The sequence below is a fragment of the Pseudomonas citronellolis genome (assembly GCF_001586155.1).
GTDB lineage: Bacteria > Pseudomonadota > Gammaproteobacteria > Pseudomonadales > Pseudomonadaceae > Pseudomonas > Pseudomonas citronellolis.
The window spans coordinates 5,548,595-5,574,887 of the sequence record NZ_CP014158.1 but is presented as its reverse complement, the minus strand read 5'-3'; the positions used below and the strand labels follow the sequence as shown (position 1 = coordinate 5,574,887).

The window sequence follows — 26,293 nt, the reverse complement described above, 5'->3', positions numbered from 1 at the left end:
TTGCGGGGGCTGTGAGGTTGAGTTGGCGCTCAACGGTTTAACCCGTGCCTTCAGCCCCCGCAAGCCCTCCAGACGCCCCCTCGAAAATATTCCGGACAGTAGTGTACGTTCGCGGGAATGACGGGTTTCAGAACCGTTACGGAGGCGGCACCCGAGCCACCCGGCGAACCCGGTCATGTCTGATAGCACTCCGACAGGGCTCGCCGCGGCGCCTGGCATGCGCTTAAATACCAGGCGAGCCCGCGCAGGAAGCCTCGCCATGATCACCCTGTTCCAGTTCCCCCCGGCCTTCAATGTGCCCAACGTCAGCCCCTTCTGCCTGAAGCTGGAGACTTTCCTGCGCCTGTCCGGGCTGGAATACCAGGTGCAGCACGTGACGGACCCGCGCAAGGGGCCCAAGGGCAAGCTGCCTTTCATCAAGGTCGAGGGGCAGACCGTCGCCGATACCGAGATCATCATCCACGACCTGCAGCAGCGCTTCGCCCTGGACCTGGACGCCGGCCTCGATGCCCGCGGGCGTGGCTGGGCGGTGTCGATCACGCGGCTGTGCGACGAGCACCTGGCGCCGCTGCTGGTGTACTTCCGCTGGCTGGAGGAGGACGGTTGGCGCCAGGTCGCCCCGGTGCTGCTGCGCGGCATCCCGGCGCCGCTGCGGCCGGTGGTCGGCGCGCTGGTGCGCCGCAAGATCCGCGGCGAGATGCGTGGCCGCGGCCTGACCGCCCACAGCCGCGAGGAACTGCTGAGCTTCGCCCGCCAGGACCTCGACGCCCTCGACGGCATGCTCGGCGACCTGCCGTACTTCGGCGGCGCCCAGCCCTGCAGCGCCGATGCCGCGGCCTACGGGATACTCGCCAACCTGGTGCTGTGCACCCTGGAAACCCCCCTCAACCACATGGCGCGCGAATACGAGCGCCTGGTCGGCTACTGCGAACGCATGCAGCAGCGGGTCTGGACATGACCCAGGCCGAGCCCAAGCCCTGGTTCGTCTACCTGGTGCGCGCCGCCAACGGCGCGCTCTACTGCGGCATCAGCGACGACCCGCAGCGGCGCTTCGAGGCGCACTGCAGCGGGCGTGGCGCGCGCTTCTTCCATTCCAGCCCGGCGCAGGCGCTGGTATACGTCGAGGCCTGCGCCGGCAAGGGCGAGGCGCTGCGCCGCGAGCGGGCGATCAAGGCCCTGGGCAAGCCGGCCAAGGAGCGCCTGGCGCTGGCCGGCGCGGCCCTGGCCATCAGCGCGGCGGATAGCCGTCCATAGCTTCGACCGGGTAGGACCGCGCGCCGCGGCGGGGTAAGCTGGAAGGCCCTCAACGCCGGCCAACGGAGCCCCGCATGTCCGAGCTGATCCTTCACCACTACCCGACTTCCCCCTTCGCCGAGAAGGCCCGCCTGCTGCTGGGCTTCAAGCAGCTGTCGTGGCGCTCGGTGCTGATCCCGCCGATCATGCCCAAGCCCGACCTGCTGGCGCTCACCGGCGGCTATCGCAAGACGCCGGTGCTGCAGGTGGGCGCCGACGTCTACTGCGACACCGCGCTGATCGCCCGCCGCCTGGAGCAGGAGAAGGCCACCCCGGCGCTGTTCCCCGAGGGCCAGGAATTCACTGTTGCCGCCTTCGCCGCCTGGGCCGATTCGGTGCTGTTCCAGCACGGCGTGAGCCTGGTGTTCCAGCCCGAGTCCATCGCCGTGCGCTTCGGCAAGCTGCCGCCGGAATTCCTCAAGGCCTTCGTCGCCGACCGCAGCCAGTTGTTCAGCGGCGGCAGCGCCGCGCGCCTGCCGGCCGAGCAGGCGCGGCAGCAATGGCCGGTGTTCATGGCGCGGCTGGAGCAGCAACTGGCGCGGGAGGAGGGCGACTTCCTGTTCGGCGAGCCGTCCGTGGCGGATTTCGCCGTCGCCCACGTGCTCTGGTTCGTCAAGGCCACTCCGGTGACCTCGCCGCTGGTGGACGCCTACCCGTCGGTGGTGGCCTGGCTGGGCCGGGTGCTCGGCTTCGGCCATGGCGCGCACAGCGAGATGAGCGGCGAGGAAGCCATCGCCGTGGCCCGCGACAGCCAGCCGGCGGCGCTGCCGGACGAGCCGTTCAGCGACGCCAACGGCCTGCGGGCCGGCCAGCGGGTGGCCATCGCGGCGACCGACTACGGCGTCGATCCGGTGGAGGGGGAACTGCTGCACGTGGGCAGCGAGGAACTGATCCTGCGCCGCGAGGACCCGCGCGCCGGGGTGGTGCATGTGCACTTCCCGCGGCTGGGGTTCGCCGTCGAGGCACGCTGAAACGCAGGAGCCACGGCCCTTGGCCTTTGGCCCGAAAAGCGCCAGCCACGCCATTCCCTTCACGCCATTCCCTTGTAGGAGCGCGCCCTGCGCGCGAATCGCGGGCAGGGCCCGCTCCTACAGCCGGGACAACGGCGGATAACGCCGTAGGCGTTATGCGCCCTACGGGGAATGGCGTGGGTGGGCGCGCGTAGGAGCGGATCTCATCCGCGAATCGCGCCGGAATGTCCGGCTATCGCGGACAAGGTCCTACGGTTCCAGGAAGCACGGCTTTTCGTAGGATGGCGTTGAGCGGAGCGATACCCATCACTCCGCAGCATGGGTATCGCAAGCTCAACCCATCCTACGAAAAGCACCTCGGCGCAAGACAGTTGCTCCTACGACCGTGCTTCCTGGAAACGTAGGAGCGGACTCCGTCCGCGATTCGCGGTTATTTGCGGCGCTTGAGCTGGTCGTGCAGCTGCGTCGGCAACCCGCGGATGATCAGCATGTCGCGCTCCTCGTCGTACTCCACCTTGCTGCCCAGCAGGTGCGCCTCGAAGCTGATCGACAGGCCCTCGGCGCGACCGGTGAAGCGGCGGAACTGGTTGAGGGTGCGCTTGTCCGCGGGGATTTCCGGGGCCAGGCCGTAGTCCTTGTTGCGGATGTAGTCGTAGAAGGCCCGCGGCGCCTGGTCGTCCATCAGCTCGGAGAGCGCGTCCAGGGCCATCGGCTCGCCCAGGCGCGCCTGGCTGGTGGCGTAGTCGACCAGGGTGTCGGTCTTCTCGCGGGCCTGCTCTTCGGGCAGGTCCTCGCTTTCCACGTAGTCGCTGAAGGCCTTGAGCAGGGTGCGCGTCTCGCTGGGGGCGTCGACGCCTTCCTGGCAGCCGATGAAGTCGCGGAAGTAGTCCGAGACCTTCTTGCCGCCCTTGCCCTTGATGAACGAGATGTACTGCTTGGAGGCCTTGTTGTTGCGCCATTCCGAGCAGTTGATCCGCGCCGCCATGTGCAACTGGCCCAGGTCAAGGTGGCGCGAGGGCGCCACTTCCAGGGCCTCGGTCACCGCCACGCCCTCGCTGTGGTGCAGCAGGGCGATGCTCAGGTAGTCGGTCATGCCCTGCTGGTAGTGGCAGAACAGCACGTGGCCGCCGGTGGAGAGGTTGGACTCCTCCATCAGGCTCTTCAGGTGCTCCACGGCCTGGCGGCTGAAGGCGACGAAGTCCTTGCCGCCGTCCAGGTACTCGGCCAGCCAGCCGCTGAACGGGTAGGCGCCGGACTCTTCCTGGAACAGGCCCCAGGCCTTGTTCGGCTTGGCGTTGTAGCTTTCGTTGAGGTCGGCCATGAGGTTCTCGATGGCCTGGGAGTCGCCCAGTTCGGCGTCGCGCGCGTGCAACGTGGCGGGGTTGCCGTCGGGCTTCTTGTCGATCAGGTGGACGATGGCGTGACGAATCGGCATCTCGGGCTCGGCTCTGGACGATGGTGGCAAAGCCGCCAGTTTACCCGAGCGCGACGCGCCACGCTCACCCGGCCTTGTCCAGCGGCGCCTCGCCGTCGCGCTCGCGGCGGTTGCGGCGCAGCTGGCGCAGGCGGCGGATCACGTAGTTCAGGTGCAGGTGCAGCTCGTACAGCTCGTTGTAGTACGACAGCGGCACCTCCACCCGCGACAGCTCGGCCTCCAGGCTCTCCAGGCGCTCGATCTCGCGGCTGAGTTCCGCGCTGCCGGTGTGCTCGTCCAGGCGCCGGTCGATTTCCCGCAGGTAGCGGTACCAGCGGTAGATGCGTGCGCGGATGCGCCAGCGGTACAGCGGGCCGATGGACTTGAACAGCGGGATGAGGATGGCGATGAAGGGGATCAGCAGGATGATGTAGCGGTCGGCCAGGGAGGCGATGCGGAACGGCAGGAAGCGCTGCAGCAGCGGCAGGCCGCTCTTGTAGTAGCGCTCGGCGTCCTCGTTCAGGCGCAGGGTGCGCGGCTCGGCGGCGGGGAAGGCGCCGGGGGCGTCGAGCAGGCTGCCCTGGCGCATCGCCTGGCGCGCGGCCTGGAGGATCAGCGGCGTCAGCGCCGGGTGGAAACGCTCGTTGATCACCAGGGTGGCCACCGGCGACAGGGTGGTCAGGTTGCGGTGCGGCACGTTGTGTTCCAGGTTCAGCAGGCCTTCGCCCACCTCCAGGCGCTTGAGGAAGCGCAGGCGCGCCTCGTAGGCGTCGGCGCGGCGGAAGCCGGCCAGCAGCAGTTGATCGCTGGCGGCCAGGCGCTGGATCAGCGGGTTGTCCGCCGGGCCGACGAAGAAGGCGGCGTCCAGGCTGCCGGCCAGCAGCGCGTCGGCGGCGCTATCGCCACCGCTGGCCTGCCAGCCGGCGGGGTGCTGCTCATCCTTGATGCCGTTGGCCTGCAGGATGGCCGCGGTGATCGCCTCGGTGCCGCTGCCGCGGCTGCCCAGGGCCACGCGCAGGGGCAGCAGGTCGGCGATGCGGTCGATGTGCACGTCGCGGCGCTGGAACAGCCACAGCGGCTCCTGGAACATGGCGCCGAGGGTTTGCAGGCGCTGCCGTTGCCCGGCGGCGAGCTGGCGTTCCTGGCCGCTCTGCACCAGGGCGATGTCCACGCCGCTGTGCTCGTCCAGCAGCAGGTCCATGTTCTGCCGCGAGCCGGCGCTGGGCACCAGCTTCAGCTCGAAGCCCTGTTCGGCCAGCTCGGCCCGCAACTTTTCGCCGAAGGCCGCGTAGCCGCCGTCGGGGGCGCCGGTGGCGAGGGTCGCGCTCATCGGCGGCGGCGGCGCGACGAAGTAGAAGACCGCGGCCACCAGGGCGGCCAGCACGGGCACTATCCACAGGTTGGCGCGCACCAGGATGGCGAGGTCGCGGAGCATGTTGAGCAGGCGTTGCATGGTCTGATTCCCGGCCGGCGTTCCTTCAGGATAGCCAGCCTGGCGCGGGCGCACCCCGGAAGCGGGTATCATCGCCGGCTGGATCAGACAGCGGGACAGCAGGCGCATGCGCATCCTCCACACTTCCGACTGGCACCTCGGCCAGCACTTCATGGGCAAGAGCCGCGAGGCCGAACACCGCGCCTTCTGCCGCTGGCTGGTGGAGCGCGTGCGCGAGCACGCGGTGGATGCGGTGATCATCGCCGGCGACGTGTTCGACACCGGCGCGCCGCCCAGCTACGCCCGCGAGCAGTACAACCGCTTCATCGTCGAACTGCGCGAGACCGGCGCCAGCCTGGTGGTGCTGGGCGGTAACCACGACTCGGTGGCCATGCTGGAGGAATCCCGCGAGCTGCTGGCGGTGCTCGGCACGCGGGTGATCGCCGCCGCCGGCGCCGACCTCGACCGGCAACTGCTGGTGCTGCCGCAACGCGACGGCACGCCGGGCGCGGTGCTCTGCGCCATTCCCTTCCTGCGCCCGCGCGACCTGCTGGCCAGCCAGGCCGGGCAGAGCGCCCAGGACAAGCAGCTGGCCCTGCAACAGGGCATCCAGGCGCACTATCAGGCACTGTTCGCCCTGGCCGAGGCCAAGCGTGCCGAACTCGGTGGCAAGCTGCCGATAGTCGCCACCGGGCACCTGACCACGGTCGGCGCCAGCGCCAGCGAGTCGGTGCGGGAAATCTACGTCGGCAGCCTGGAAGCCTTCCCCACCAGCGCCTTCCCGGCGGCGGACTACATCGCCCTGGGGCATATCCATCGGCCGCAGAAGGTCGGCGGCCTGGAGCACATCCGCTACTGCGGCTCGCCCATCGCCCTGAGCTTCGACGAGGCGCGGCAGGCCAAGGAGGTGCTGCTGGTGGACCTCGACGAAAGCGGCCTGCGCGCGGTGACGCCGTTGGCCGTGCCCTGCTTCCAGCCCTTGCAGTCGCTGGCCGGCGACCTCGACAGCCTGCCCGCGGCGCTGGCCGAAGCCGCCAGCCTGGGCACGCCGGAACGGCCGGTGTGGGTGGAAGTGCTGGTGCGCAGCGACGACTACCTGAACGACCTGCAGGCGCGCCTGGAGAAGCTCTGCGAGGAACTGCCGGTGGAAGTGCTGCGCACCCGCCGCGAACGTGGTAGCCAGCAGGTGGGGCTGTTCGGCGAGGCGCGCGAGACCCTCGACGAACTCTCCGCCGAGGACGTCTTCGAACAACGCCTGGACGCCGAGGACCTGGCGCCGCCGCTGCGCCAGGAACTGGCCGGGCTGTACCGCCAGGTGGTCGCCGAACTGCGGGAGGAGCAAGCCTGATGCGCATCCTCAGCCTGCGCCTGAAGAACCTCAACTCGCTCAAGGGCGAGTGGAAGATCGACTTCGCCGCCGAGCCCTTCGCCGGCAACGGCCTGTTCGCCATCACCGGGCCTACCGGCGCCGGCAAGACCACCCTGCTGGACGCCATCTGCCTGGCCCTGTACCACCGCACGCCGCGCATGAACACGCTGTCGCAGAGCGGCAACGAGCTGATGACGCGGCACACCGCCGACTGCCTCGCCGAGGTCGAGTTCGAGGTCAGGGGCCGCCGCTACCGCGCCTTCTGGAGCCAGCGCCGGGCCCGCGACAAGGTCGACGGCGCGCTGCAGGCGCCCAAGGTGGAACTGGCGCGCATCGAGGCGGCCGGCGGCGAGGGGGAAATCCTCACCGACAAGATCAACGACAAGCTGCGCCAGACCGAGCAGCTCACCGGCCTCGACTTCGGCCGCTTCACCAAGTCCATGCTGCTGGCCCAGGGCGGTTTCGCCGCCTTCCTCGAAGCCAGCGCCAACGACCGCGCGGCACTATTGGAAGAACTCACCGGCACCGAGATCTACGGGCTGATTTCCCAGCGCGTGTACGAGCGCAGCAAGGCGGCGCAGAACGATCTGGAGCTGCTGAAGAGCCGTGCCGAAGGCATGGAGCTGCTCAGCGAGGAACAGCGCGGCGAGTTGCAGGCCGAGGCTGCACGCCTGCTGGCCGAGGAAGCCCCGCTGCTCCAGCGCCAGGCCGAACTGCAGGCCCAGCGCCGCTGGCGCGAGGACCTTTCCCGTGCCGAACAGCAGCACCAGCAGGCCGCCGCGCGGGAGCAGCAGGCCCGCGATGCCCTGCTCCAGGCAACTCCCGACCTGCAGCGCCTGGCTGCCAGCGAGCCGGCGGCGCGCCTGCAGCCCCTGCATGGGGCCTGGCAACAGGCGCGCCAGGCGCTGGAGCGGGACGAAACCGGCCTGGCGGACCTGCGACGCCAGCAGCGGGACTGCGCCGAGCAGGCCGTGCGCAGCCTGTGGCAGGCCAGCCAGTACAGCGAGCAGTGGGCGGGGCAGCGCCAGCGCGCCATCGATGAACTCGCAACGCAGCGCCACGAGGTGCAGGCGCAGCTCGCCGCGCACCCGCAACGCGCCCGCCTGGGCGAACTGCTGGGGGGCTGGCGCGCGCAATTCGTCCAGCGCGAACAGCTCGGCGGCGAACTGCAGGGCGCCCGCGCACGCCTGGAGCAGGAAGCCTCCGCCATCCAATCGTTGCACGGCCAGCTCACCGCCCAGGGCCAGGCCCTGGCCGGCGCCGGGCAGGCGCTGGACGCGGCGCGCCAGGCCGAGGCGCAGCAGCAGGCGCGCTTGCAGTCCCTGCTGCAAGGCGCCGGCGAAAGCGCCCTGCGCGAGCGCTGGCAGCAGTTGCAGCAACAGGGCAGGGCGCTGGACCGCCTGCAACAGCTGGCGCAGAGCCGCGAACAGGCCAACGCGCAGGCTGCCCGCCTGCAACCCCAGCTCGACTCGCTGCAGCAACGCCAGGCGCAGAAGGAAGCCGCAATCGCCGAACTGCGCGAGCGCTACAAGACGCTGAAGCAGCAGGTCGCCGACAAGGAGAAGCTGCTGGAGCAGGAGCAGCGCATCCAGGCCCTGGAGGCCTACCGCGCACAGTTGCAGCCCGGCGAGGCCTGCCCGCTGTGCGGCTCCCACGAACACCCGGCCATCGCCAGCTACCAGGCGCTGGACGTGTCGCAGACGCGCCGCGCCCTCGATGAATGCCGCGCGGCCCTGGCCGCTCTGGAAAGCGACGGCGTGGCGCTGCGCGACGAACTCTCCGACGTGACGGCCCAGGCAGCACAGGCCCGGCAACAGCTGGAGCAACTGCGCGAACAACTGCACCAGCTCGATGCCCAATGGCAGAGCCAGTCGGCCGAACAGAACCTCGCCATCGAGGATGCCGCCGGCCTGGCCGCGATCCGCCAGGCCCAGGAACAGGCCCTGGCCGACCTGCAGGAATGCCTGGCGGCGCTCGATGCGCTCAAGGGCGAGTTGCAGCAGGCCGCGAGTGCCCGCGAGAGCGCCGAGCGCAGCCATGCGGCCGCGCTGCAGCAGGAGGCCCTGCTGCGTCGTGACCTGGACAACGCACAGCAGCGCCAGGCGGAACAGCAGCAACGCCTGGAGCAACTGCAAACCCAGGCCGAACGCCAGGCCGCCGAACTGCTGGCCAGCCTCGACGGTTTCGCCGCCGCCTTGCCCGAGCAAGGCGCAGCCTGGCTGGCCGAGCGCGAAGGCGAATGGCGCGCCTGGCAGCAGGCCCAGCAACGGGACCAGCAACTGCAGGAGGCCGAGCGCGAAGCCCGGCGCCTGTTGCAGGAAGCCGAAGCGCAGGCCGGGCAATGGCGCGAACGCTGGAGCGCCAGTGGCGAGCCGGCATTGCCGGAGCTGGAGCCCGAGGCGCAGCCACAACAGGCCCTGCAAGCGGCGGAGGCGGCCCTACAGGCGGCGCAGCGCCAGGCCGATGCGCTGCTCGGCCGCGAGCAGAGCCTTGCCGCGCACCTGGAGCAGGCGCGCACGACTCTGGCCGAATGCGAGCGAGCCTGGCAGCAGGGGTTAGCTGAAAGCCCGTTCGCCGACCTGGCGGCCTTCCTCGCCGCGTTGCTGGAAGATGGCGAGCGCCAGCGCCTGGGCGAACTCAAGACGCGCCTGGACACCGCGTTGACCGAAGCCGTGGCGTTGCGCGTCGCCGCCGAGGAAGCCGAGCGCCAACTGCGCGCGCAACCGCTGGGCGAACTGGAGCTGGCGGCCCTCGACGAGCAGTTGCAGGCCCTCGCCACCCAGCTGCGCGAACTGGGCCAGCGCCAGGGCGAAGTGCGCGCGCAACTGCAAGGCGACGACGCCCGCCGCGCCAGCCAGCAGGCGCTGTTCGCCGAGATTGCCGCGCAAGAGGCGCACCACGATCTCTGGCAGCGCCTGAACGGCCTGATCGGTTCCTCCGATGGCGCCAAGTACCGGCGCTTTGCCCAGGGCCTGACCCTCGACCACCTGGTGCACCTGGCCAACCGGCAACTGCAGCGCCTGCACGGCCGCTACCAACTGGCGCGGCGCAGCGACGGCGAGCTGGAACTGGAGGTAGTGGACACCTGGCAGGGCGATGTCGCCCGCGACTGCCGCACCCTCTCCGGCGGCGAGAGCTTCCTGGTCAGCCTGGCGCTGGCCCTGGCGCTGTCCGACCTGGTCAGCCACAAAACCAGCATCGACTCGCTGTTCCTCGACGAAGGCTTCGGCACCCTCGACGGCGAGACCCTGGAAGTGGCGCTGGACGCCCTCGACAGCCTCAACGCCAGCGGCAAGAGCATCGGCGTGATCAGCCACGTCGAGGCGCTCAAGGAACGCATCCCCGTGCAACTCAAGGTGCACAAAGGTGTCGGTATGGGGTACAGCCGCCTCGACGCGTGCTTCGCCGTGCAATCCTGAGCCTTGCCCGGCGTCATTGCGCCGCACGTTGGGCGGCGCGACGACTTGCAATCGAAGCGCGGCGAGGTAGGCTCAAGAGCGCACTCTTGGCCGTGAGAGGAATAACGCAGGGAGTGCGTCAGGCTCGTCCCGGACCGCCAGTTTCGGCACGCACAGGGGCGGCATCCACAAGACCCCTTGAGGTGATCGAGATGAAGAAAACCGCAGCCACTGCGAAGAAACCCGCTGCACCCAAGACCGTCGCCAGCAAGCCGGCTGCGGCCAAGCCGGCCGCTGCCAAACCTGCCGCGGCGAAGAAGCCGGCAGCGAAGAAACCCGCCGCCAAACCGGCGGCTGCCGCCAAGCCCGCCGCCGCGGCCAAGCCGGCACCGCGCCGCGCACCGGCCCTGGCGACCCCGTCGGACCTGTCCAAGGACGCCACCCGCGACCTCAGCGCGGCCCTGAGCCGCCTGCTGGCCGACGTCTTCGCCCTGTACCTGAAGACCAAGAACTTCCACTGGCACGTGAGCGGCCCGCACTTCCGCGACTACCACCTGCTGCTGGACGACCAGGCCACCGAAATCTTCGCCATGACCGACCCGATCGCCGAGCGCGTGCGCAAGATCGGCGGCAACACCATCCGCTCCATCGGCCACATCGGCCGCCTGAAGCGCATCGCCGACAACGACGCCGAGTTCGTCCAGCCGCTGGACATGCTGGCCGAGCTGCAGGAAGACAACAAGTCGCTGACCGCCTACATGCGCGAAGTCCACGATCTGTGCGACGAGTACCACGACATCGCCACCGCCAGCCTCATCGAGAACTGGATCGACGAGACCGAGCAGCGCACCTGGTTCCTCTTCGAGACCAGCCGCCGCGGGGATGTGACGGGGCATTGAGGGTGCATGGCTGAAGAGAGGAGGGCCCCTTTTGCAGGGGCCTTTTTCTTGGGCGCGAGGGGAGGTTTCTGCGTGGCTTGTGGGTGTGGCTCCCTCTCCCTAACCCTCTCCCTGAAGGGAGAGGGGACCGTTGGGCAGATGCTGATGCTTTGGAGTCAGCCGGCCACACAGAGACTGCCGGCTGAAACCAAGCCTTTTCTCGGCACGGACAAGCCCCCTCTCCCTTCAGGGCGGGGCGCGCAGCCGAGGGCTGGGGAGAGGGAGCGGACTAGACGTCGCTCCAGCGCTTCACCTTCGCTCATTCTCTTCCCTGCATTTGTGTCGACCTGCTTTCCCGGTTGACACCCCCACACAGCAAGCCGAAAAAGAAGAACGCTACCCCAGGAGACTCCCCATGCTGCTCCACGCCCCCACCTCGACCCTCCTCCTCATCGACATCCAGGAACGCCTGTTCCCCGCCATCCACGACGCCGAGGCGCTGCTGCAGCACAGCGCCTGGCTGCTGGCCGTGGCGCAGCGCCTGGGCGTGCCGGTGCTGGCCACGGAGCAGTACAGCAAGGGCCTGGGCCCGACCCTGGCGCAGCTGCGCGAGCACCTGCCGGCCGCGGCCATCCTGGAGAAGATCGCCTTCTCCGCGGTGGCCGACCCGGGTCTGCTGCAACTGCCCGGCGGTGAGCGCCGGCAGTTCGTGGTGTGTGGCACCGAGGCCCATGTCTGCGTGCTGCAGAGCGTGCTCGGCCTGCTGGCCGAGGACCGCGAGGTCTACGTGGTGGCCGAGGCGGTCGGCTCGCGGCGCCCGGAGGACAAGGCCCTGGCCCTGGAGCGCATGCGCCAGGCCGGCGCGGTGATCGTCAACCGCGAGATGGTCGCCTTCGAATGGCTGGAGCGCGCCGGCAGCGAGACCTTCCGCGCCGTCAGCCGCGAGTTCATCCGCTAGTCAGGGGTACCAGGCGGCGCGCGCCTCGGCGTCGAGGAAGGTCCAGGCGACGAAGCGGCTCTGCTTCTGCCCCTGGGCCATGTCCAGGGTGCGCACCTGCAGCGCGCCGGCCTTCTTCAGGGCGCGGCGGAAGTCGTCGAGGTTGCCGGCCTTGGACACCAGCGAGCTGAACCACTGCACCTGCTGCGCCACTTCGCGGCTTTCGCTGGCCATGCGCTTGAGGAAGGCGATCTCGCCGCCCTCGCACCACAGCTCGTTGCTCTGCCCGCCGAAGTTCAGCAGCGGCAGCTTGCGCGAGGGGTCGAGCTTGCCGAGGTTCTTCCACTTGCGCCGGCTGCCGGCGCGGGCTTCCTCGGGGGAGGCGTGGAACGGCGGGTTGCACAGGCTGGCGTGGAAGCGTTCGTCGGCGTGCAGCAGGCCGTGGAAGATGTGCTGCGGCTCGCTCTGCTGGCGCAGCTCGATGGCCTCGGTCAGGCCCGGGTTGCCCAGCACTATGTTGTGCGCCGAGGCCAGGGCGGCGGGTTCGATGTCGGCGCCGAGGAAGCGCCAGCCGTAGTCGCGGTGGCCGATCAGCGGGTAGATGCAGTTGGCCCCGACGCCGATGTCCAGCACGCGCACGCCGGGCCCGCGCGGCACGCGGCCTTCGTTGTCCTCGGCCAGCAGGTCGGCCAGGTAGTGCACATAGTCGGCGCGGCCGGGGATCGGCGGGCAGAGGAAGTCGGCGGGGATTTCCCAGTGGCCGATGCCGTACTGCGCCTTGAGCAGCGCGCGGTTGAACACCCGCACCGCCTGCGGGTCGGCGAAGTCGATGCTGGGCTTGCCGTAGGGGTTGGTGATCACGTATTCGCCCAGCTCGGGGCTGGCGGCGATCAGGCTGGGAAAGTCGTAGCGCCCCTGGTGGCGGTTACGCGGGTGCAGCAGGTCGGGCTTCTTCGCGGCGGGATCGCGCAGCGGTTGCGGCTTGGCGGGGCGTTTCGGCGGCTTGGGCATGGCGGGCGGCAGGGCAGGAGAGCGGAGGGCGATTTTCCCACAGAAGCGCGCCTTCTGCTTCTCGTAGGAGCGGATCTCATCCGCGAACCGCGCCGGGACGTCCGGCTATCGCGGACAAGGTCCTACGGTTCCAGGAAGCACGGCTTTTCGTAGGATGGCGTTGAGCGGAGCGATACCCATCACCCCGGCAGCATGGGTATCGCAAGCTCAACCCATCCTACGAAAAGCACCTCGGCGCAAGACAGTTGCTCCTACGACCGTGCTTTCCTGGAAACGTAGCGGGCCCTGCCCGCGATTCGCGCGCAGGGCGCGCTCCTACAGGGGAATGGCGTGGGTGGGGCGGCGTAGGAGCGGATCTCATCCGCGAATCGTGCCGATAGTTCCGGCTATCGCGGACAAGGTCCGCTTACGCCCGTGCGTCCCTGGAACTGTAGGAGCGGGCCCTGCCCGCGATTTCGCGCGCAGGGCGCGCTCCTACATGGAATGGCGTGGGTGGGGTAGCGTAGGCGGATCTCATCCGTGAATCGCGCCGATACCCCCGGCTATCGCGGACAAGGTCCGCTCCTACGGGGGAGGAATGCCGTGCTCCCCGGCAACCTGTAGGAGCGGGCCCTGCCCGCGATTCGCGCGCAGGGCGCGCTCCTACATGGGGATGGCGTGGGTGGGGCGGCGTAGGAGCGGATCTCATCCGCGAACCGCGCCGATATGTCCGGCTATCGCGGACAAGGTCCGCTCCTACAAGGCGGATTCAGGGGTATTCCAGAGTCGCCTTGATCTTGCCCAGGTTCGCCTCGATCCAGCGCGGGTCGATGGCGCCCCAGTCGCGGATGCGGTAGTGCCCGGCGTTGTTGCGCTCTCCGGCGTGCTGTTCGAACACGCAGTCGATGTCCAGGTCGGCCAGCGCCGCCAGGGTGTCCTGGGCGGTGCGCCGGGGCATGCCGGTGGCTTCCATCAGCGCCGGCACGCTGCTGGCCTGGCCGCTGTGCACCAGCCAGGCGACGTACAGGCGGCGGTAGAAACTGCTCTTGGTCTTGCTCACTTCCATGGGCTTTCCTTGTTCGGTCAATACAGCGGCAGCAGCCAGGGTACCAGCAACACGCTGACGATCATCACCAGCAGGGTGAAGGGCACGCCGACCCTGACGAAGTCGCCGAAGCGGTAGTGCCCGGGGCCCAGCACCAGGGTGTTCACCGGCGAGGAGATGGGCGTCATGAAGGCCGCCGAGGCGGCCAGCGCCACTATCATGGCGAAGGGTTCCGGCTGGGCGCCCAGGGCCCTGGCGGTGGCGATGGCCACCGGCGCCATGAGCACGGCGGTGGCGGTGTTGGAGATGAACAGGCCGATCAGCGCGGTGAGCAGGAACAGGCTGGCGAGGATCAGGTAGGGCCCGGCGCCGCCCAGGGCCGCCACCAGGGCCTGCACCGCCAGGTCGATGCCGCCGGTCTTCTGCAGGGCCAGGGCGAAGGGCAGCATGCCGACGATCAGCACCAGGCTCTGCCAGTGGATGGCGCGGTAGGCGCTGTCCATGTCGATGCAGCGGAAGGCGCCCATCAGCAGGCAGGCGATCAGCGCGGCCAGCACGTTGGGCACCAGGCCGCTGACCATCAGCAGCACCATCACCCCCAGGCTCAGCAGCGCGTGGGGCGCCTGGCTGGCCGCCGGCGCGGCCTCGTCCACCTCCGCCGGCAGGCTCAGCACCAGGAAGTCGCGGCCCTGGCCCTGGAGCTGGCGGATGTCCTTCCAGGCGCCCACCACCAGCAGGGTGTCGCCGACCTTCAGCTTGGCGTCCAGCAGGCCGTCGACCACGGCTTCGCGGTTGCGCCGCAGGCCCACCACATTGAGCCCGTACTGGCTGCGAAAGCCCAGCTGCAGGATGCTCTTGCCCAGCAGCGCGGACTCCGGCGGCAGCGTCACCTCGGCCATGCCCACCTCGTGGGCGCGCTCGGTGAAGTAGTCGCCGTGCAGGCTCAGCGGCTCCAGGCCGTATTCGTGGTAGAGGGCGAGCAGGTCGATGCCCGGCTGGTAGATGTCCACCAGCAGCACGTCGCCGACCTGCAGCACCACGTCGGCGCCGGGGCTGAGGATCTTCAGGCGGAAGCGCGCCAGGCGCTCGATGGCGATCACGTTGGTGCCGCGCTCGGTGCGCAGCTGGACGTCGCCGAGGGTCATGCCGGCCAGCGTGGAGTCGGCGCGGATGCGCAGCCGGCGTTCGCGCCCGGCCAACTGGTAGTCGCGGATCAGGTCGCGCAGCGAGCGGCGCTGCGCGGCGTTGCCGGGGCCGTCGTGGTTATCGCCGAGCCAGCGCCGGGCCACCAGCATGTAGGCCACGCCCAGGACCAGGATCACCAGGCCGATGGGGGTGAAGCTGAAGAAGCCGAAGCCCGGCTCGCCCTCGCGCACCAGTTCGCTGTGCACCACCATGTTCGGCGGCGTGGCCACCAGGGTGAGCATGCCGCTGATCAGCCCGGCGAAGCTCAGCGGCATCATCAGCCGCGCCGGCGAGACGTTCAGGCGCCCGGCGACGCTGAGCACCACCGGGATGAAGATCGCCACCACGCCGGTGGAGCTCATCACCGAGCCCAGCCCGGCCACCGCCAGCATCAGCAGCACCAGCAGGCGCGTCTCGTCGCTGCCGGCCTTGTGCGTCAGCCATTCGCCGATGCGGTAGGCCACGCCGGTGCGCACCAGGCCCTCGCCGATGATGAAGAGCGCGGCGATCAGCACCACGCTGGGGTCGGCGAAGCCGGCCAGGGCTTCCTGCACGCTCAGCACGCCGGTCAGCGGCAGGGCGACCATGGCCAGCAGGGCGACCACGTCCATGCGCGGCCGGTTGACGACGAACAGCGCCACCGCGGTGGCGAGCAGGAACAGGACCCAGAGCAGTTGCGGATTCATGCGCTTCCTTAGCCGGCGAATCGGCGGGCATTGTGCCCGGGCGACGGGCGCAATGCCTTGATCCGATGCAGCTTAGCGAAGCCTTTGGCGGTTTTCAGGAAAGCCGTGCTACCGGGGTGATCTGCCGTGGGTCGGTGCGCAGCTCGATCAGCGCCGGCTTGCCGCAGGCCCGGGCGCGCTGGAAGGCGGCGGCGAAGTCCTCGGTGCGCTCGACCAGCTCGCCGTGGGCGCCGAAGGCCCGGGCCAGGGCGACGAAGTCCGGGTTGTGCAGCTCGGTGGCCGAGATGCGCCCCGGATACTCGCGCTCCTGGTGCATGCGGATGGTGCCGAGCATGCCGTTGTTGACCACGATGACGATCAGCGCGGCGCCGAACTGCACGGCGGTGGCCAGTTCCTGCGGGTACATCATGAAGCAGCCGTCGCCGGCGAAGCACACCACCTCGCGCTGCGGCTCGCGCAGCTTGGCGGCGATGGCGGCGGGGAAGCCGTAGCCCATGGCGCCGTTGGTGGGCGCCAACTGGCTGCGGGCGGCGCGGTAGCGGTAGAAGCGGTGTACCCAGACGGCGTAGTTGCCGGCGCCGTTGCTGATTACCGCGTCTTCGGGAAGGGTTTCGGCGAGGTGGCCGACCACCGCGGCCAGGTCCACGCCCTGCAGTTCGGCGGGGCTGGCCGGCGGGGTGGAGTAGGCCAGGTAGTCGGCGCGGGCCTCGGCGGTCCATTCGGCCCAGGGGCGGTTTTCCAGGGGCGCCAGGGCGTCGAGGGCGGCGGCCATGGCCGGCAGGCTGGCCTGGATCGGCAGGTCGGCCTGGTAGACGCGGCCCAGCTCGCTGGCGTCGGGGTGGACGTGGATCAGCGTCTGCTCGGGTTTCGGGCTGCGCACCAGGGTGTAGCCGGCGCTGGGCGTCTCGCTCAGGCGCGAGCCGAGCACCAGTAGCAGGTCGGCCTCCCGCACCCGCGCAGCGAGCTTGGGCGAGGCGCCGAAGCCGAGCTGGCCGACGTACTGCTCGTCGCGGTTGTCGTACAGGTCCTGGCGGCGGAACGAGGCCGCCACCGGCAGTTCGTTGGCCCGGGCGAAGCGTTGCAGGGCGCGGCGCCCGGCCTCGTCCCAGCCGGTGCCGCCGATCACCAGCAGCGGCTTGCGGGCGCGGGCGAGCAGGCTGCGCAGCTCCTCCAGCGCGGCCAGCGGCGGGGCGACCTGCGCAATGCGCGGGGCGGGCGCGTCCGCCACCTGCGCGGTGCCGAACAGCACTTCCTCCGGCAGGGCGACCACCACCGGGCCGGGGCGGCCGGACTGGGCCACGGCGAAGGCCTGGGCCACCACTTCGGGAATGCGCTGGATATCGTCGATCTCCGTGGCCCACTTGGCCAGGCCGCCGAACATCTGCCGGTAGTCCACCTCCTGGAACGCCTCGCGGCCCTTGAAGGCGCTTTCCACCTGGCCGACGAAGAGGATCATCGGCGTGGAGTCCTGTTTCGCCGTGTGCACGCCGTTGGCCGCGTGGGTGGCACCCGGCCCGCGGGTGACGAAGCAGATGCCCGGGCGCCCGGTGAGCTTGCCGTAGGCGTCGGCCATGTTCGAGGCGGCGCCTTCGTGGCGGGTGACGATGGTGCGGATCGAACGCGCGTCGTGCAGGGCGTCGAGCACCGGCAGGTAGCTTTCGCCGGGAATGCAATAGACGGTGTCCACCGCGTTGCGCAGCAGGGCTTCGACGAGGATCTGGCCGCCATTGCGGGCGGGGAGGTCGGACATGGTGCGGGCTCCTGTGGAAGTCGGGACGGCGGCTTTCCGGGCCGCGCTGGCGCGTCGATCTTCGGCCCAAAGCCTGCGCCGCGCCAAGCGAGCTTTCTTCGGGTAGTCATTCCACCCCGGAATGACGTCTGCGACAACCGGCCCCTTCGGCCGCGCGGATCATGGTCTAAGGTTCTCGGGGCCATGGCTCACCGCGAAAGGAGGCCCACCATGCGCCATCGAGGATTCCACCCGCTGTACGCCGCACTGCTGCTGAGCGGCAGCCTGCCGGCCCTGGCCGCGCTGCCCCAGGCACCCGGCTACGTCGACGATAGCGGCTACCCGGCGGCGGCCAGGCAGCGCATCCTGCCGCCGATGTTCGAGCAGAAGCTGAGCAGCACCCGCTACCTCGCCAAGCCCGACGATCCGCTGATCACCCTGGCCGAGTCCAGCGGCTTCCGGCAGACCAGCGACTACCACCAGACCCGCGAGTACCTGAAGAAGCTGGCCGATGCGTCCGGCGGCAGGTTGCAGCTGAGCGAGCTGCCGGAAAAGAGCGCCAGCGGCGAGCCGATGCTGCTGGTGACCGCGTCCACCGAGGCCGACAAATCGCCGGCCGGGCTGAACGGCTCGGGCAAGCCGACGCTCTTCGTCGAGGCCGAGATCCACCCCGGCGAGGCCAACGGCAAGGACGCCATGTTCATGCTGCTGCGCGACATGACCGCCGGGGCCAAGCCACTGGCCGGGCTGCTGGAGAAGGTCAACATCCTCTTCATCCCCACCGTGAACGTCGACGGCGACCTGCGCCGCAGCCCCTACGGGCGCATCAACCAGAACGGCCCGGAGGTCACCGGCTGGCGCGTCAACGGCCAGAATCTCAACCTCAACCGCGACTTCACCAAGCTCGACAGCGCGGAAATCCGCAACGTCGCCTGGGTGTTCAACCAGTACGACCTGAGCTTCTTCGCCGACACCCACTCCACCGACGGCGCCATGTACCCCTACGACAGCTCCTACTGCCACAATGGCAACGGCTGGTCGCCGGCGTCCAGCCAGTGGATGGACAAGGTCATGCGCGGCCCGGTGTACAAGGAGCTGGAGGGCGACGGCCACGTGGTGCACGAGTGCATCAGCCTCAACGACAACCAGGACCCGGCCAAGGGCTACTACCCCTACCGCACGGACCTTGCGCGCTTCTCCAACCAGTACGGCGACATCCGCAACGTGCCCTCGATCCTCATCGAGCAGCACGCGCTGCATCCCTACGAAACCCAGGTGCTGGGCAACTACGTGATGCTCAAGGCGATGTTCCAGGTGATCGGCGACAACGCCGAGTCGCTCAAGGCCGCCATCGCCAAGGACCGCGAGCGCCTGGAGGCGCAGAAGGAGGTGATCCTCACCTGGAAGCCGGGCAAGGAGCAGCACACGCCCTTCGTCGTCGGCGACTACCGCTACGAGCAATCGCCCATCACCGGCGCCAGGACCATCGTCTGGAGCAACAAGCCGAAGACCTTGCAGGTGCCGATCAGCGACAACTCGGTGCCCGACCTGGTGGTCAAGCGGCCGAAACAGTACGTGGTGCCGGTGCAGTGGAGCGAGGTCATCGCCCGGCTCAAGGCCCACGGCATCCGCATGAAGACCCTGGAGCAGCCGACCGCCATCGAGGTCACCCTGTACCGCATGGACGACATCAAGCTGGCCGGCGGCTTCGAACCGGACCGCGCGGCGGCCAACGAAATCCCCGGCTACGAGGGGCACCTGCTGGTCAGCGGAACCGGCAAGCCGTTCCAGCGCCTGCAGACCTACCCGGCCGGCTCGGTGGTGATCGACACCGACCAGCCGCTGGGTGTGCTGGCGATCAACCTGCTGACCGCCGAGAGCCCGGATTCCTTCTGGTCCTGGGGCTTCTTCAACTCGACCCTGGTGTCCGCGGAAGAGCCGGAGGAGTACGTGATGGAGCCGATGGCGCGCAAGATGCTCGCCGAGGACCCGCAGCTGAAGGCCGAGTTCGAGAAAAAGCTGAAGGAGGACAAGGCCTTCGCCAAGGACCCGCATGCGCGGCTGGAATGGTTCTACCAGCGCACGCCCTTCTATGACGTGAATGCCTACGTCTACCCGGTTGGCACGGTGTTCTGAGGGACAGGGCTCTTCCTACGAGAAGCCGGGCCCGCCGGTATGGTAGGACTCCGCACGCGATGGACCGAACGCCGGCCCTGCCGGCGCAATCGCGGATGAGATCCGCTCCTACGACGGTGCTTCTCCTGTACCTGTAGGAGCGGGCCCTGCCCGCGATTCGCGCGCAGGGCGCGCTCCTACAGGGGAATGGCGCAGGTGGGGCAGCGTAGGAGCGGATCTCATCCGCGAATCGCGCCGGTGGCTTGGTTCATCGCGGACAAGGTCCGCTCCTACGAGGAAACTCCATGCCTCACGACAACTGTAGGAGCGGGCCCTGCCCGCGAATCGCGCGCAGGGCGCGCTCCTACAGGGGAATGGCGCAGGTGGGGCGGCGTAGGAGATCTCATCCGCGAATTGCGCCAGTAGCTTGGGCTATCGCGGACAAGGTCCGCTCCTACGAGGAAACTCCATGCCTCACGACAACTGTAGGAGAACAGCCCTGCCCGCGATTCGCGCGCAGGGCGCGCTCCTACAGGGGAATGGCGCAGGTGGGGCAGCGTAGGAGCGTAGGAGCGGATTCATCCGCGAATCGCGTCGGAGCCTCCGGCTATCGCGGACATAGCTCAGGGCTTTCTCCGCGCAGGTGATCATGTCGTCGACATAGAAGTGCCAGACGCGCCCGGACGCCTCAGACATTCACCGCCTCCGCCTCGATGAAGGGCCGCAGTTCGGGGCGCAGGGCCTTTTCGGTGACCAGGTCGACGCTGCTGCCCAGCAGGTCCTCGAGGTAGAACTGCACGCCGAAGTAGCGCTCGGAGGTGGCGGGGCCGTCGAAGGCCACCAGGATGTCCACGTCGCTGTCGGGCCTTGCGGCATCGCGCACGGTAGAGCCGAACAGGGCGAGCCGGACCACGCCGAAGCGCTCGGCCAGCTCGGGCTTGCAGCTTTGCAGCAGGTTCAGGGCGTTGGTGCGGTTCATGGCGGTGGCCGGGCTCCGGGGATACGCCAGAAGGTAGCACAAGCGAAAAGCACAAGGCCCGCATTCACGGGCCTTGTGGATGACGCCTGTTACAGGCTGGCGATCTTCTCGCGCTGCTGGATCAGGTTGGTCACCGCCTGCTCGGCTTCGGCGAGCTTGGCGCGTTCCTTCTCGATGACTTCGGCTGGGGCCTTGGCGACGAAGCCTTCGTTGGCCAGCTTGCCGCCCACGCGCTTGACCTCGCCTTCCAGGCGCTGGATTTCCTTGTCCAGGCGCGCCAGCTCGGCGGCTTTGTCGATCAGCCCGGCCATGGGCACCAGCACCTGCAGCTCGCCCACCAGCGCAGTGGCCGACATCGGCGGTTCCTCGCCTTCGTCGAGCACGCGCACCGACTCCAGCTTGGCCAGCTTCATCAGCAGCGGCTCGTTGTCGGCCAAGCGGCGGTGGTCTTCGGGGGAGGCGTTGTTCAGCACCAGGTCGATGCGCTTGGCCATGGAGATGTTCATCTCGCCGCGGATCTGGCGGATGCCCAGCATCAGCTGCTTGACCCACTCGATGTCGCCTTCGGCGGCGGCGTCGATCTTCGCCTCGTCGGCCACCGGCCAGGGTTGCAGCATCAGCGTGTCGCCGCTCTTGCCGGCGGAGGCCTTGATGCGCTGCCAGATTTCCTCGGTGATGAAGGGCATGAACGGGTGCGCCAGGCGCAGCGCGGTCTCCAGCACGCGCACCAGGGTGCGGCGGGTGCCGCGCTGGCGCTCGATGGGCGCGTTCTCGTCCCACAGCACCGGCTTGACCAGTTCCAGGTACCAGGCGCAGTACTCGTCCCAGACGAACTCGTAGAGGGCCTGGGTGGCCAGGTCGAAGCGGAAGGCGTCGAGCTGGCGGGCGACTTCCTGCTCGGTGCGCTGCAGGGCGGAGATGATCCAGCGGTCCACCGCGGACAGCTCGACCGGCTCGCCGTTCACGCCGGTGTCCTGGCCATCGGTGTTCTCGATGACGAAGTTGGCGGCGTTCCACAGCTTGTTGCAGAAGTTGCGGTAGCCCTCGACGCGGCCCATGTCGAACTTGATGTCGCGGCCGGTGGAGGCCAGCGAGCAGAAGGTGAAGCGCAGGGCGTCGGTGCCGTAGCTGGCGATACCTTCGGGGAATTCCGCCTTGGTCTGCTTGGCGATCTTCTCGGCGAGCTTGGGCTGCATCATGCCGCTGGTGCGTTTTTCCAGCAGCGCGTCGAGGCTGATGCCGTCGACGATGTCCAGCGGGTCGAGCACGTTGCCCTTGGACTTGGACATCTTCTGGCCCTGGCCGTCGCGCACCAGGCCGTGGACGTACACGGTCTTGAACGGGATCTGCGGGGTGCCGTCCTCGTTCTTGATGAGGTGCATGGTCAGCATGATCATGCGCGCCACCCAGAAGAAGATGATGTCGAAGCCGGTCACCAGCACGTCGGTGGGGTGGAAGGTCTTCAGGTATTGCGTCTGTTCCGGCCAGCCGAGGGTGGAGAAGGTCCACAGGCCCGAGCTGAACCAGGTGTCCAGCACGTCTTCGTCCTGGCGCAGGGGCTGGTCGCCCAGGTTGTGCTTGGCGCGCACCTCCGCCTCGTCGCGGCCGACGTAGACGTTGCCGGCCTCGTCGTACCAGGCCGGGATGCGGTGGCCCCACCACAGCTGGCGGCTGATGCACCAGTCCTGGATGTCGCGCATCCAGCTGAAGTACATGTTCTCGTACTGCTTGGGCACGAACTGGATGCGGCCGTCTTCTACCGCGGCGATGGCGGGTTCGGCCAGCGGCTTGGTGGAGACGTACCACTGGTCGGTCAGCCAGGGCTCGATGATGGTGCCGGAGCGGTCGCCCTTGGGCACTTTCAGCGCGTGGTCGTCGATTTTCTCCAGCAGGCCCCTGGCCTCGAAGTCGGCGACGATCTGCTTGCGCGCGACGAAGCGGTCCAGGCCGGCGTAGGCGGCCGGCAGGCTGGCGTCGACATCCGGGTTGACGCTGCCGTCGAGCTTGAACACCTGGGCGGTGGCGAGAACGGCGGCGTCCTTGTCGAAGATGTTGATCAGCGGCAGGTCGTGGCGCTTGCCGACTTCGTAGTCGTTGAAGTCGTGGGCCGGGGTGATCTTCACGCAGCCGGTGCCGAACTCGCGGTCGACGTAGTCGTCGGCGATGATCGGGATGCGCCGGCCCACCAGCGGCAGTTCGACGAAGGTGCCGATCAGGGCCTGGTAGCGCTCGTCCTCCGGGTGCACGGCGACCGCGCTGTCACCGAGCAGGGTTTCCGGGCGGGTAGTGGCGACCACCAGGTGGTCCTTGCCGTCGGCAGTCTTGTGGCCGTCGACCAGGGGGTAGCGCAGGTGCCAGAGGTGGCCCTTCTCATCGTGGTTCTCCACTTCCAGGTCGGAAATGGCGGTGTGGAACTTGGTGTCCCAGTTGACCAGGCGCTTGCCGCGGTAGATCAGGCCGTCGTCGAACAGACGGACGAAGGCTTCCTTCACCGCGTTGGACAGGCCGTCGTCCATGGTGAAGCGCTCGCGCGACCAGTCCACCGAGGAGCCCAGGCGGCGGATCTGCCGGGTGATGGTGCCGCCGGACTGTTCCTTCCACTCCCAGACCTTCTCCAGGAACTTCTCGCGGCCGAGGTCGTGGCGCGCGATGCCCTGGGCGGCCAACTGGCGCTCCACCACCATCTGGGTGGCGATGCCGGCGTGGTCGGTGCCCGGCTGCCACAGGGTATTGCGGCCCTGCATGCGGCGGTAGCGGATCAGCGCGTCCATGATGGCGTTGTTGAAGCCGTGGCCCATGTGCAGGCTGCCGGTGACGTTCGGCGGCGGGATCATGATGGTGTACGGCTCGCCGGAACCCTGCGGGGCGAAGTAGTTGTTCTGCTCCCAGGTGGGGTACCAGTGGGATTCGATGGCGTGGGGCTGGTAGGTCTTGTCCATGAGCGCGGCGGGACCCTGTTAGCGGCTAGACGGAAAACCGGAGAGTATAACGGCTGCCGAGGGGCGGCGGCCACCGGCGATCAGGGGGCTGGAGGGGGCCGTTCGGCGTGGGCGGGAGGTCCGGCGTCAACCTGTAGCGGGCCCTGCCCGCGAAATCGCGCGCAGGGCGCGCTCCTACAATGGGCAGGATGGAGTTACGGAGGTGGCCCCGTTGCCCTCACCCCAGCCCTCTCCCGGAGGGAGAGGGGGCCGTTCGGCGTGGGCGGGAGGTCCGGCGTCAACCTGTAGGAGCGGGCCCTGCCCGCGATTCGCGCGCAGGGCGCGCTCCTACAATGGGCGTGGTGTGAGGTGACCCGTAGGAGCGGATCTCATCCGCGATCGCGCCGGCAGGGCCGGCGTCAGGGCTTGCGCTGCGCCAGCAGCCTTTGCAGGCGCGCTTCCAGGCGGCGCTGCAGTTCGGCTTCGATCTGCGGCACGAAGTCGTCGATCACGTCCTGCAGGATCAGTTGCGCGGCGGCGCGCAGTTCGCTGTCCAGGCGGGCCTGTTCGCGGTTGTGGCCCGCTGGAGGCAGGTCGTCCTCGGGCTCTTCCTCGGCCGGGGCCGGCCGCGGCGAGGCCTGGACCACGTCGGAGAGCAGGGGGATGTTGTCCGGCTCGAAGGATTCGGTGAGCAGGGGCGGTTCGCCATCCGGCTCGCCGAGCAGGTCGTGGATCGACTCCAGGTCGTCGAGCAGGTGGTCGGGGTCTTGCGGTGGCTTGCGGCTGTCCATTTTTCCGGTAGAGCGTCAGAGGCGCGGCAGGCGATGGTCCTGCAAAGGATAGCCCTGCTCGCGGTAGAAGCGGAAATTCTCCCGCGCCGCTTGGCGGATGGCCGGCTCCTCCACCACCAGTTCGGCGATGCGCGAGAACTCGCCGGCGAAGGCCGGCACCGCCAGCGTCAGGTTGATCAGCAGGTCGCGGCGGCCCGCCGGCGGCCCGCCCAGGCCCAGGGTGACCGGGGCCTGGGCGTCTTCCTCGGCGGCGTTGTGCGGCACGAAGGCTTCCTTGCGGAAGCTCCACAGGCGCGCGTCCAGGGCCTCGCGCTGGGCTTCGTCGGCGCACAGCAGGTACACCCGCATGCCCTGCCGCCAGGCCTTGTCGGCCAGGCGGCAGGCGATGGTCAGGCGCGCGTCGGGATCGGCGCTGGGGATGACGTAGAAGTCGACCCGCGTCATGCCGGCGATCCCGTCGAACGATTGCGCTTTGCCATTACTTCACGCGGTCCAGCAGGTACTGGGTGAGCAGCGGCACCGGGCGGCCGGTGGCGCCCTTGTCCTTGCCACCGCTGATCCAGGCGGTGCCGGCGATGTCCAGGTGCGCCCAGTGGTACTTCTTGGCGAAGCGCGAGAGGAAGCAGCCGGCGGTGATGGTGCCGGCCTTCGGCCCGCCGATGTTGGCGATGTCGGCGAAGGGGCTGTCCAGCTGTTCCTGGTACTCGTCGAACAGCGGCAGTTGCCAGGCGCGGTCGTCGGCGTGCTCGCCGGCCTTGAGCAGTTGGCGCACCAGGGCGTCGTTGTTGCCCATCAGGCCCGAGGTGTTGGCGCCCAGGGCGACGATGCAGGCGCCGGTGAGGGTGGCGATGTCCACCACCGCCTGGGGCTTGAAGCGCTCGGCGTAGGTCAGGGTGTCGCACAGCACCAGGCGGCCTTCGGCGTCGGTGTTGAGGATTTCCACGGTCTGCCCGCTCATGGTGGTGACGATGTCGCCGGGGCGGGTGGCGCGGCCGCTGGGCATGTTCTCGGCGCAGGCCAGCAGGCCCACCAGGTTGATCGGCAGCTGCAGTTCCAGCACCGCGCGGAAGGTGCCGAAGACGCTGGCGGCGCCGCACATGTCGAACTTCATCTCGTCCATGCCCAGGCCGGGCTTGAGGCTGATGCCGCCGGTGTCGAAGGTGATGCCCTTGCCCACCAGCGCGTAGGGCGCCTCGTCCTTCTTGCCGCCGTTGTACTGCAGCACGATCAGCCGCGGCGGCTGCTCGCTGCCCTGGGCCACGGCGAGGAAGGCGCCCATGCCCAGCTCGCGGAGTTTCTTCTCGTCCAGCACCTCGACCTTGAGGTTCTTGTGCGCCTTGGCCAGGGCCTTGGCCTCGTCGGCCAGGAAGCTGGGGTGGCAGAGGTTCGGCGGCAGGTTGCCGAGGTCGCGGGTCAGGGCCATGCCGTTGGCGATGGCCTGGGCCTGCCTGGCGCCCTGCTCGACGGCGGGGGCGTCGGCCTTGTCGGCCAGCAGGGTGATCTTCTTCAGCTTGGGCGCGTCGGCCTTCTGGCTCTTGAAGCGGTCGAACACGTACAGGCCATCGGCCAGCGTCTCCACCAGCAGGCGCGCCTTGCCGTGGGCGTCGCGGCCCTTGACCGCCAGGTCGCCCAGGGCCAGCACGGCGTCGCCGCCGCCCAGGCTCTTCAGGCTGGCCAGCACCGAGGAAACCAGTTTGCGGTATTGGCGGTCGGAGAGTTCGCGCTCCTTGCCCGCGCCCACCAGCAGCACGCGTTCGGCCTTAAGGTTGGGCAAAGCTTGCAGGAGTAGGGTCTGGCCGACCTTGCCGGCCAGGTCGCCGCGCTTGAGCAGGGCGGCGATGGCGCCGCCGCTGGCGGTGTCCACGGCCTGGGCCACGGTGCCGAGCTTGCGGCCTTCGCCGACGGCGAGCACCAGGGTGGCGGTCTTCAGGGTTTGCGGACTGACGCTTTTTACAAGGAATTCCATGACAAGGTGTCCCCGGAGCGAAGGGTCGAAGTGGCGGGCGGTCGGCGACCCGTCCCGGTGTCTGCGCAGTGACAGGCCCGGCGAATCGCAGGATAATGCCGCGTATTTTTCACCGGCCCGCTGCAATGCGGGCCGGCAGTGCCTCACGGCGGCTAGTTTGAGCGTAGCCGCCCGAGCGTGACAACCCTGGAGTGCCC

Annotated in this window: 19 protein-coding genes; 8 read left to right on the top strand and 11 right to left on the bottom strand. The window is 69.0% G+C overall.

Annotated elements, in window-relative coordinates:
* Positions 1–259: 259 nt before the first annotated feature.
* The 3 genes from PcP3B5_RS24435 to PcP3B5_RS24425 all read left to right on the top strand — a co-directional run bounded on the left by PcP3B5_RS24435 (position 260) and on the right by PcP3B5_RS24425 (position 2,264).
* The gene (locus PcP3B5_RS24435) at positions 260–958 is read left to right on the top strand and encodes a glutathione S-transferase C-terminal domain-containing protein (protein WP_061562635.1); all 699 of its coding nucleotides are present in this window, start codon (positions 260–262) and stop codon (positions 956–958) included.
* Complete coding sequence (locus PcP3B5_RS24430; RefSeq protein ID WP_061562634.1) at positions 955–1,254, top strand: GIY-YIG nuclease family protein; 300 nt, start codon at positions 955–957, stop codon at positions 1,252–1,254. Before PcP3B5_RS24435 ends, PcP3B5_RS24430 begins: the two co-directional genes overlap by 4 nt.
* Positions 1,255–1,328: 74 nt before the next feature.
* Positions 1,329–2,264 carry a glutathione S-transferase family protein gene (locus tag PcP3B5_RS24425; RefSeq protein WP_061562633.1) on the top strand — a complete coding sequence of 312 codons (936 nt, stop codon included), beginning with the start codon at positions 1,329–1,331 and terminating at the stop codon, positions 2,262–2,264.
* A 430-nt stretch (positions 2,265–2,694) separates the two neighbouring features.
* On the opposite strand, the gene yejK is transcribed toward PcP3B5_RS24425, so the two are convergent.
* Together yejK and PcP3B5_RS24415 are read right to left on the bottom strand one after the other, a co-directional pair.
* Entirely contained in the window at positions 2,695–3,699 is a 1,005-nt protein-coding gene (gene yejK / locus PcP3B5_RS24420; RefSeq protein WP_009616125.1) for a nucleoid-associated protein YejK, read from the bottom strand.
* Between the two features lie 64 nt (positions 3,700–3,763).
* Positions 3,764–5,131: a TAXI family TRAP transporter solute-binding subunit gene (locus tag PcP3B5_RS24415; RefSeq protein ID WP_061562632.1), complete on the bottom strand. Its 1,368-nt coding sequence runs from the start codon at positions 5,129–5,131 to the stop codon at positions 3,764–3,766.
* A 106-nt stretch (positions 5,132–5,237) separates the two neighbouring features.
* Between PcP3B5_RS24415 and sbcD the strand changes: the two genes are divergently transcribed.
* The 4 genes from sbcD to PcP3B5_RS24395 all read left to right on the top strand — a co-directional run bounded on the left by sbcD (position 5,238) and on the right by PcP3B5_RS24395 (position 11,713).
* Positions 5,238–6,458 carry an exonuclease subunit SbcD gene (gene sbcD / locus PcP3B5_RS24410; protein WP_061562631.1) on the top strand — a complete coding sequence of 407 codons (1,221 nt, stop codon included), beginning with the start codon at positions 5,238–5,240 and terminating at the stop codon, positions 6,456–6,458.
* A complete protein-coding gene (locus PcP3B5_RS24405) occupies positions 6,458–9,898 on the top strand; it encodes an AAA family ATPase (protein ID WP_061562630.1) in 3,441 nt (1,146 codons plus the stop codon). Before sbcD ends, PcP3B5_RS24405 begins: the two co-directional genes overlap by 1 nt.
* Before the next feature lie 191 nt (positions 9,899–10,089).
* On the top strand, positions 10,090–10,776 hold the full coding sequence (locus PcP3B5_RS24400) for a Dps family protein (RefSeq protein ID WP_203228526.1): 687 nt from the start codon (positions 10,090–10,092) through the stop codon (positions 10,774–10,776).
* A 394-nt stretch (positions 10,777–11,170) separates the two neighbouring features.
* The gene (locus PcP3B5_RS24395) at positions 11,171–11,713 is read left to right on the top strand and encodes a hydrolase (protein WP_043315924.1); all 543 of its coding nucleotides are present in this window, start codon (positions 11,171–11,173) and stop codon (positions 11,711–11,713) included.
* On the opposite strand, the gene rlmF is transcribed toward PcP3B5_RS24395, so the two are convergent.
* From rlmF to PcP3B5_RS24375, 4 genes are all read right to left on the bottom strand, one after another.
* Positions 11,714–12,703 carry a 23S rRNA (adenine(1618)-N(6))-methyltransferase RlmF gene (rlmF, locus tag PcP3B5_RS24390; protein WP_061562629.1) on the bottom strand — a complete coding sequence of 330 codons (990 nt, stop codon included), beginning with the start codon at positions 12,701–12,703 and terminating at the stop codon, positions 11,714–11,716.
* A 748-nt stretch (positions 12,704–13,451) separates the two neighbouring features.
* A complete protein-coding gene (locus PcP3B5_RS24385) occupies positions 13,452–13,748 on the bottom strand; it encodes a winged helix-turn-helix domain-containing protein (protein WP_009616132.1) in 297 nt (98 codons plus the stop codon).
* A 17-nt stretch (positions 13,749–13,765) separates the two neighbouring features.
* Complete coding sequence (locus PcP3B5_RS24380; protein ID WP_061562628.1) at positions 13,766–15,598, bottom strand: SLC13 family permease; 1,833 nt, start codon at positions 15,596–15,598, stop codon at positions 13,766–13,768.
* 94 nt (positions 15,599–15,692) lie between these two features.
* Positions 15,693–17,348, bottom strand: coding sequence for a thiamine pyrophosphate-binding protein (locus PcP3B5_RS24375; protein ID WP_061562627.1), 1,656 nt, complete (start codon positions 17,346–17,348; stop codon positions 15,693–15,695).
* Positions 17,349–17,558: 210 nt separating this feature from the next.
* Here PcP3B5_RS24375 and PcP3B5_RS24370 point away from each other — a divergent pair, with 210 nt between their 5' ends.
* Positions 17,559–19,463, top strand: a complete 1,905-nt coding sequence (locus PcP3B5_RS24370; RefSeq protein WP_061562626.1) for a M14 family metallopeptidase — start codon at positions 17,559–17,561, stop codon at positions 19,461–19,463.
* A gap of 667 nt (positions 19,464–20,130) precedes the next feature.
* On the opposite strand, the gene PcP3B5_RS24365 is transcribed toward PcP3B5_RS24370, so the two are convergent.
* From PcP3B5_RS24365 to PcP3B5_RS24345, 5 genes are all read right to left on the bottom strand, one after another.
* On the bottom strand, positions 20,131–20,421 hold the full coding sequence (locus tag PcP3B5_RS24365) for a nucleotidyltransferase family protein (protein ID WP_043273056.1): 291 nt from the start codon (positions 20,419–20,421) through the stop codon (positions 20,131–20,133).
* A gap of 89 nt (positions 20,422–20,510) precedes the next feature.
* Positions 20,511–23,360, bottom strand: coding sequence for a valine--tRNA ligase (locus tag PcP3B5_RS24360; protein WP_061562625.1), 2,850 nt, complete (start codon positions 23,358–23,360; stop codon positions 20,511–20,513).
* 398 nt (positions 23,361–23,758) lie between these two features.
* Positions 23,759–24,130, bottom strand: a complete 372-nt coding sequence (locus PcP3B5_RS24355; RefSeq protein ID WP_009616139.1) for a hypothetical protein — start codon at positions 24,128–24,130, stop codon at positions 23,759–23,761.
* A 15-nt stretch (positions 24,131–24,145) separates the two neighbouring features.
* Complete coding sequence (locus PcP3B5_RS24350) at positions 24,146–24,574, bottom strand: DNA polymerase III subunit chi (RefSeq protein WP_061562624.1); 429 nt, start codon at positions 24,572–24,574, stop codon at positions 24,146–24,148.
* Positions 24,575–24,608: 34 nt separating this feature from the next.
* Positions 24,609–26,096, bottom strand: a complete 1,488-nt coding sequence (locus PcP3B5_RS24345; RefSeq protein ID WP_061562623.1) for a leucyl aminopeptidase — start codon at positions 26,094–26,096, stop codon at positions 24,609–24,611.
* Between the last annotated feature and the right edge of the window lie 197 nt (positions 26,097–26,293).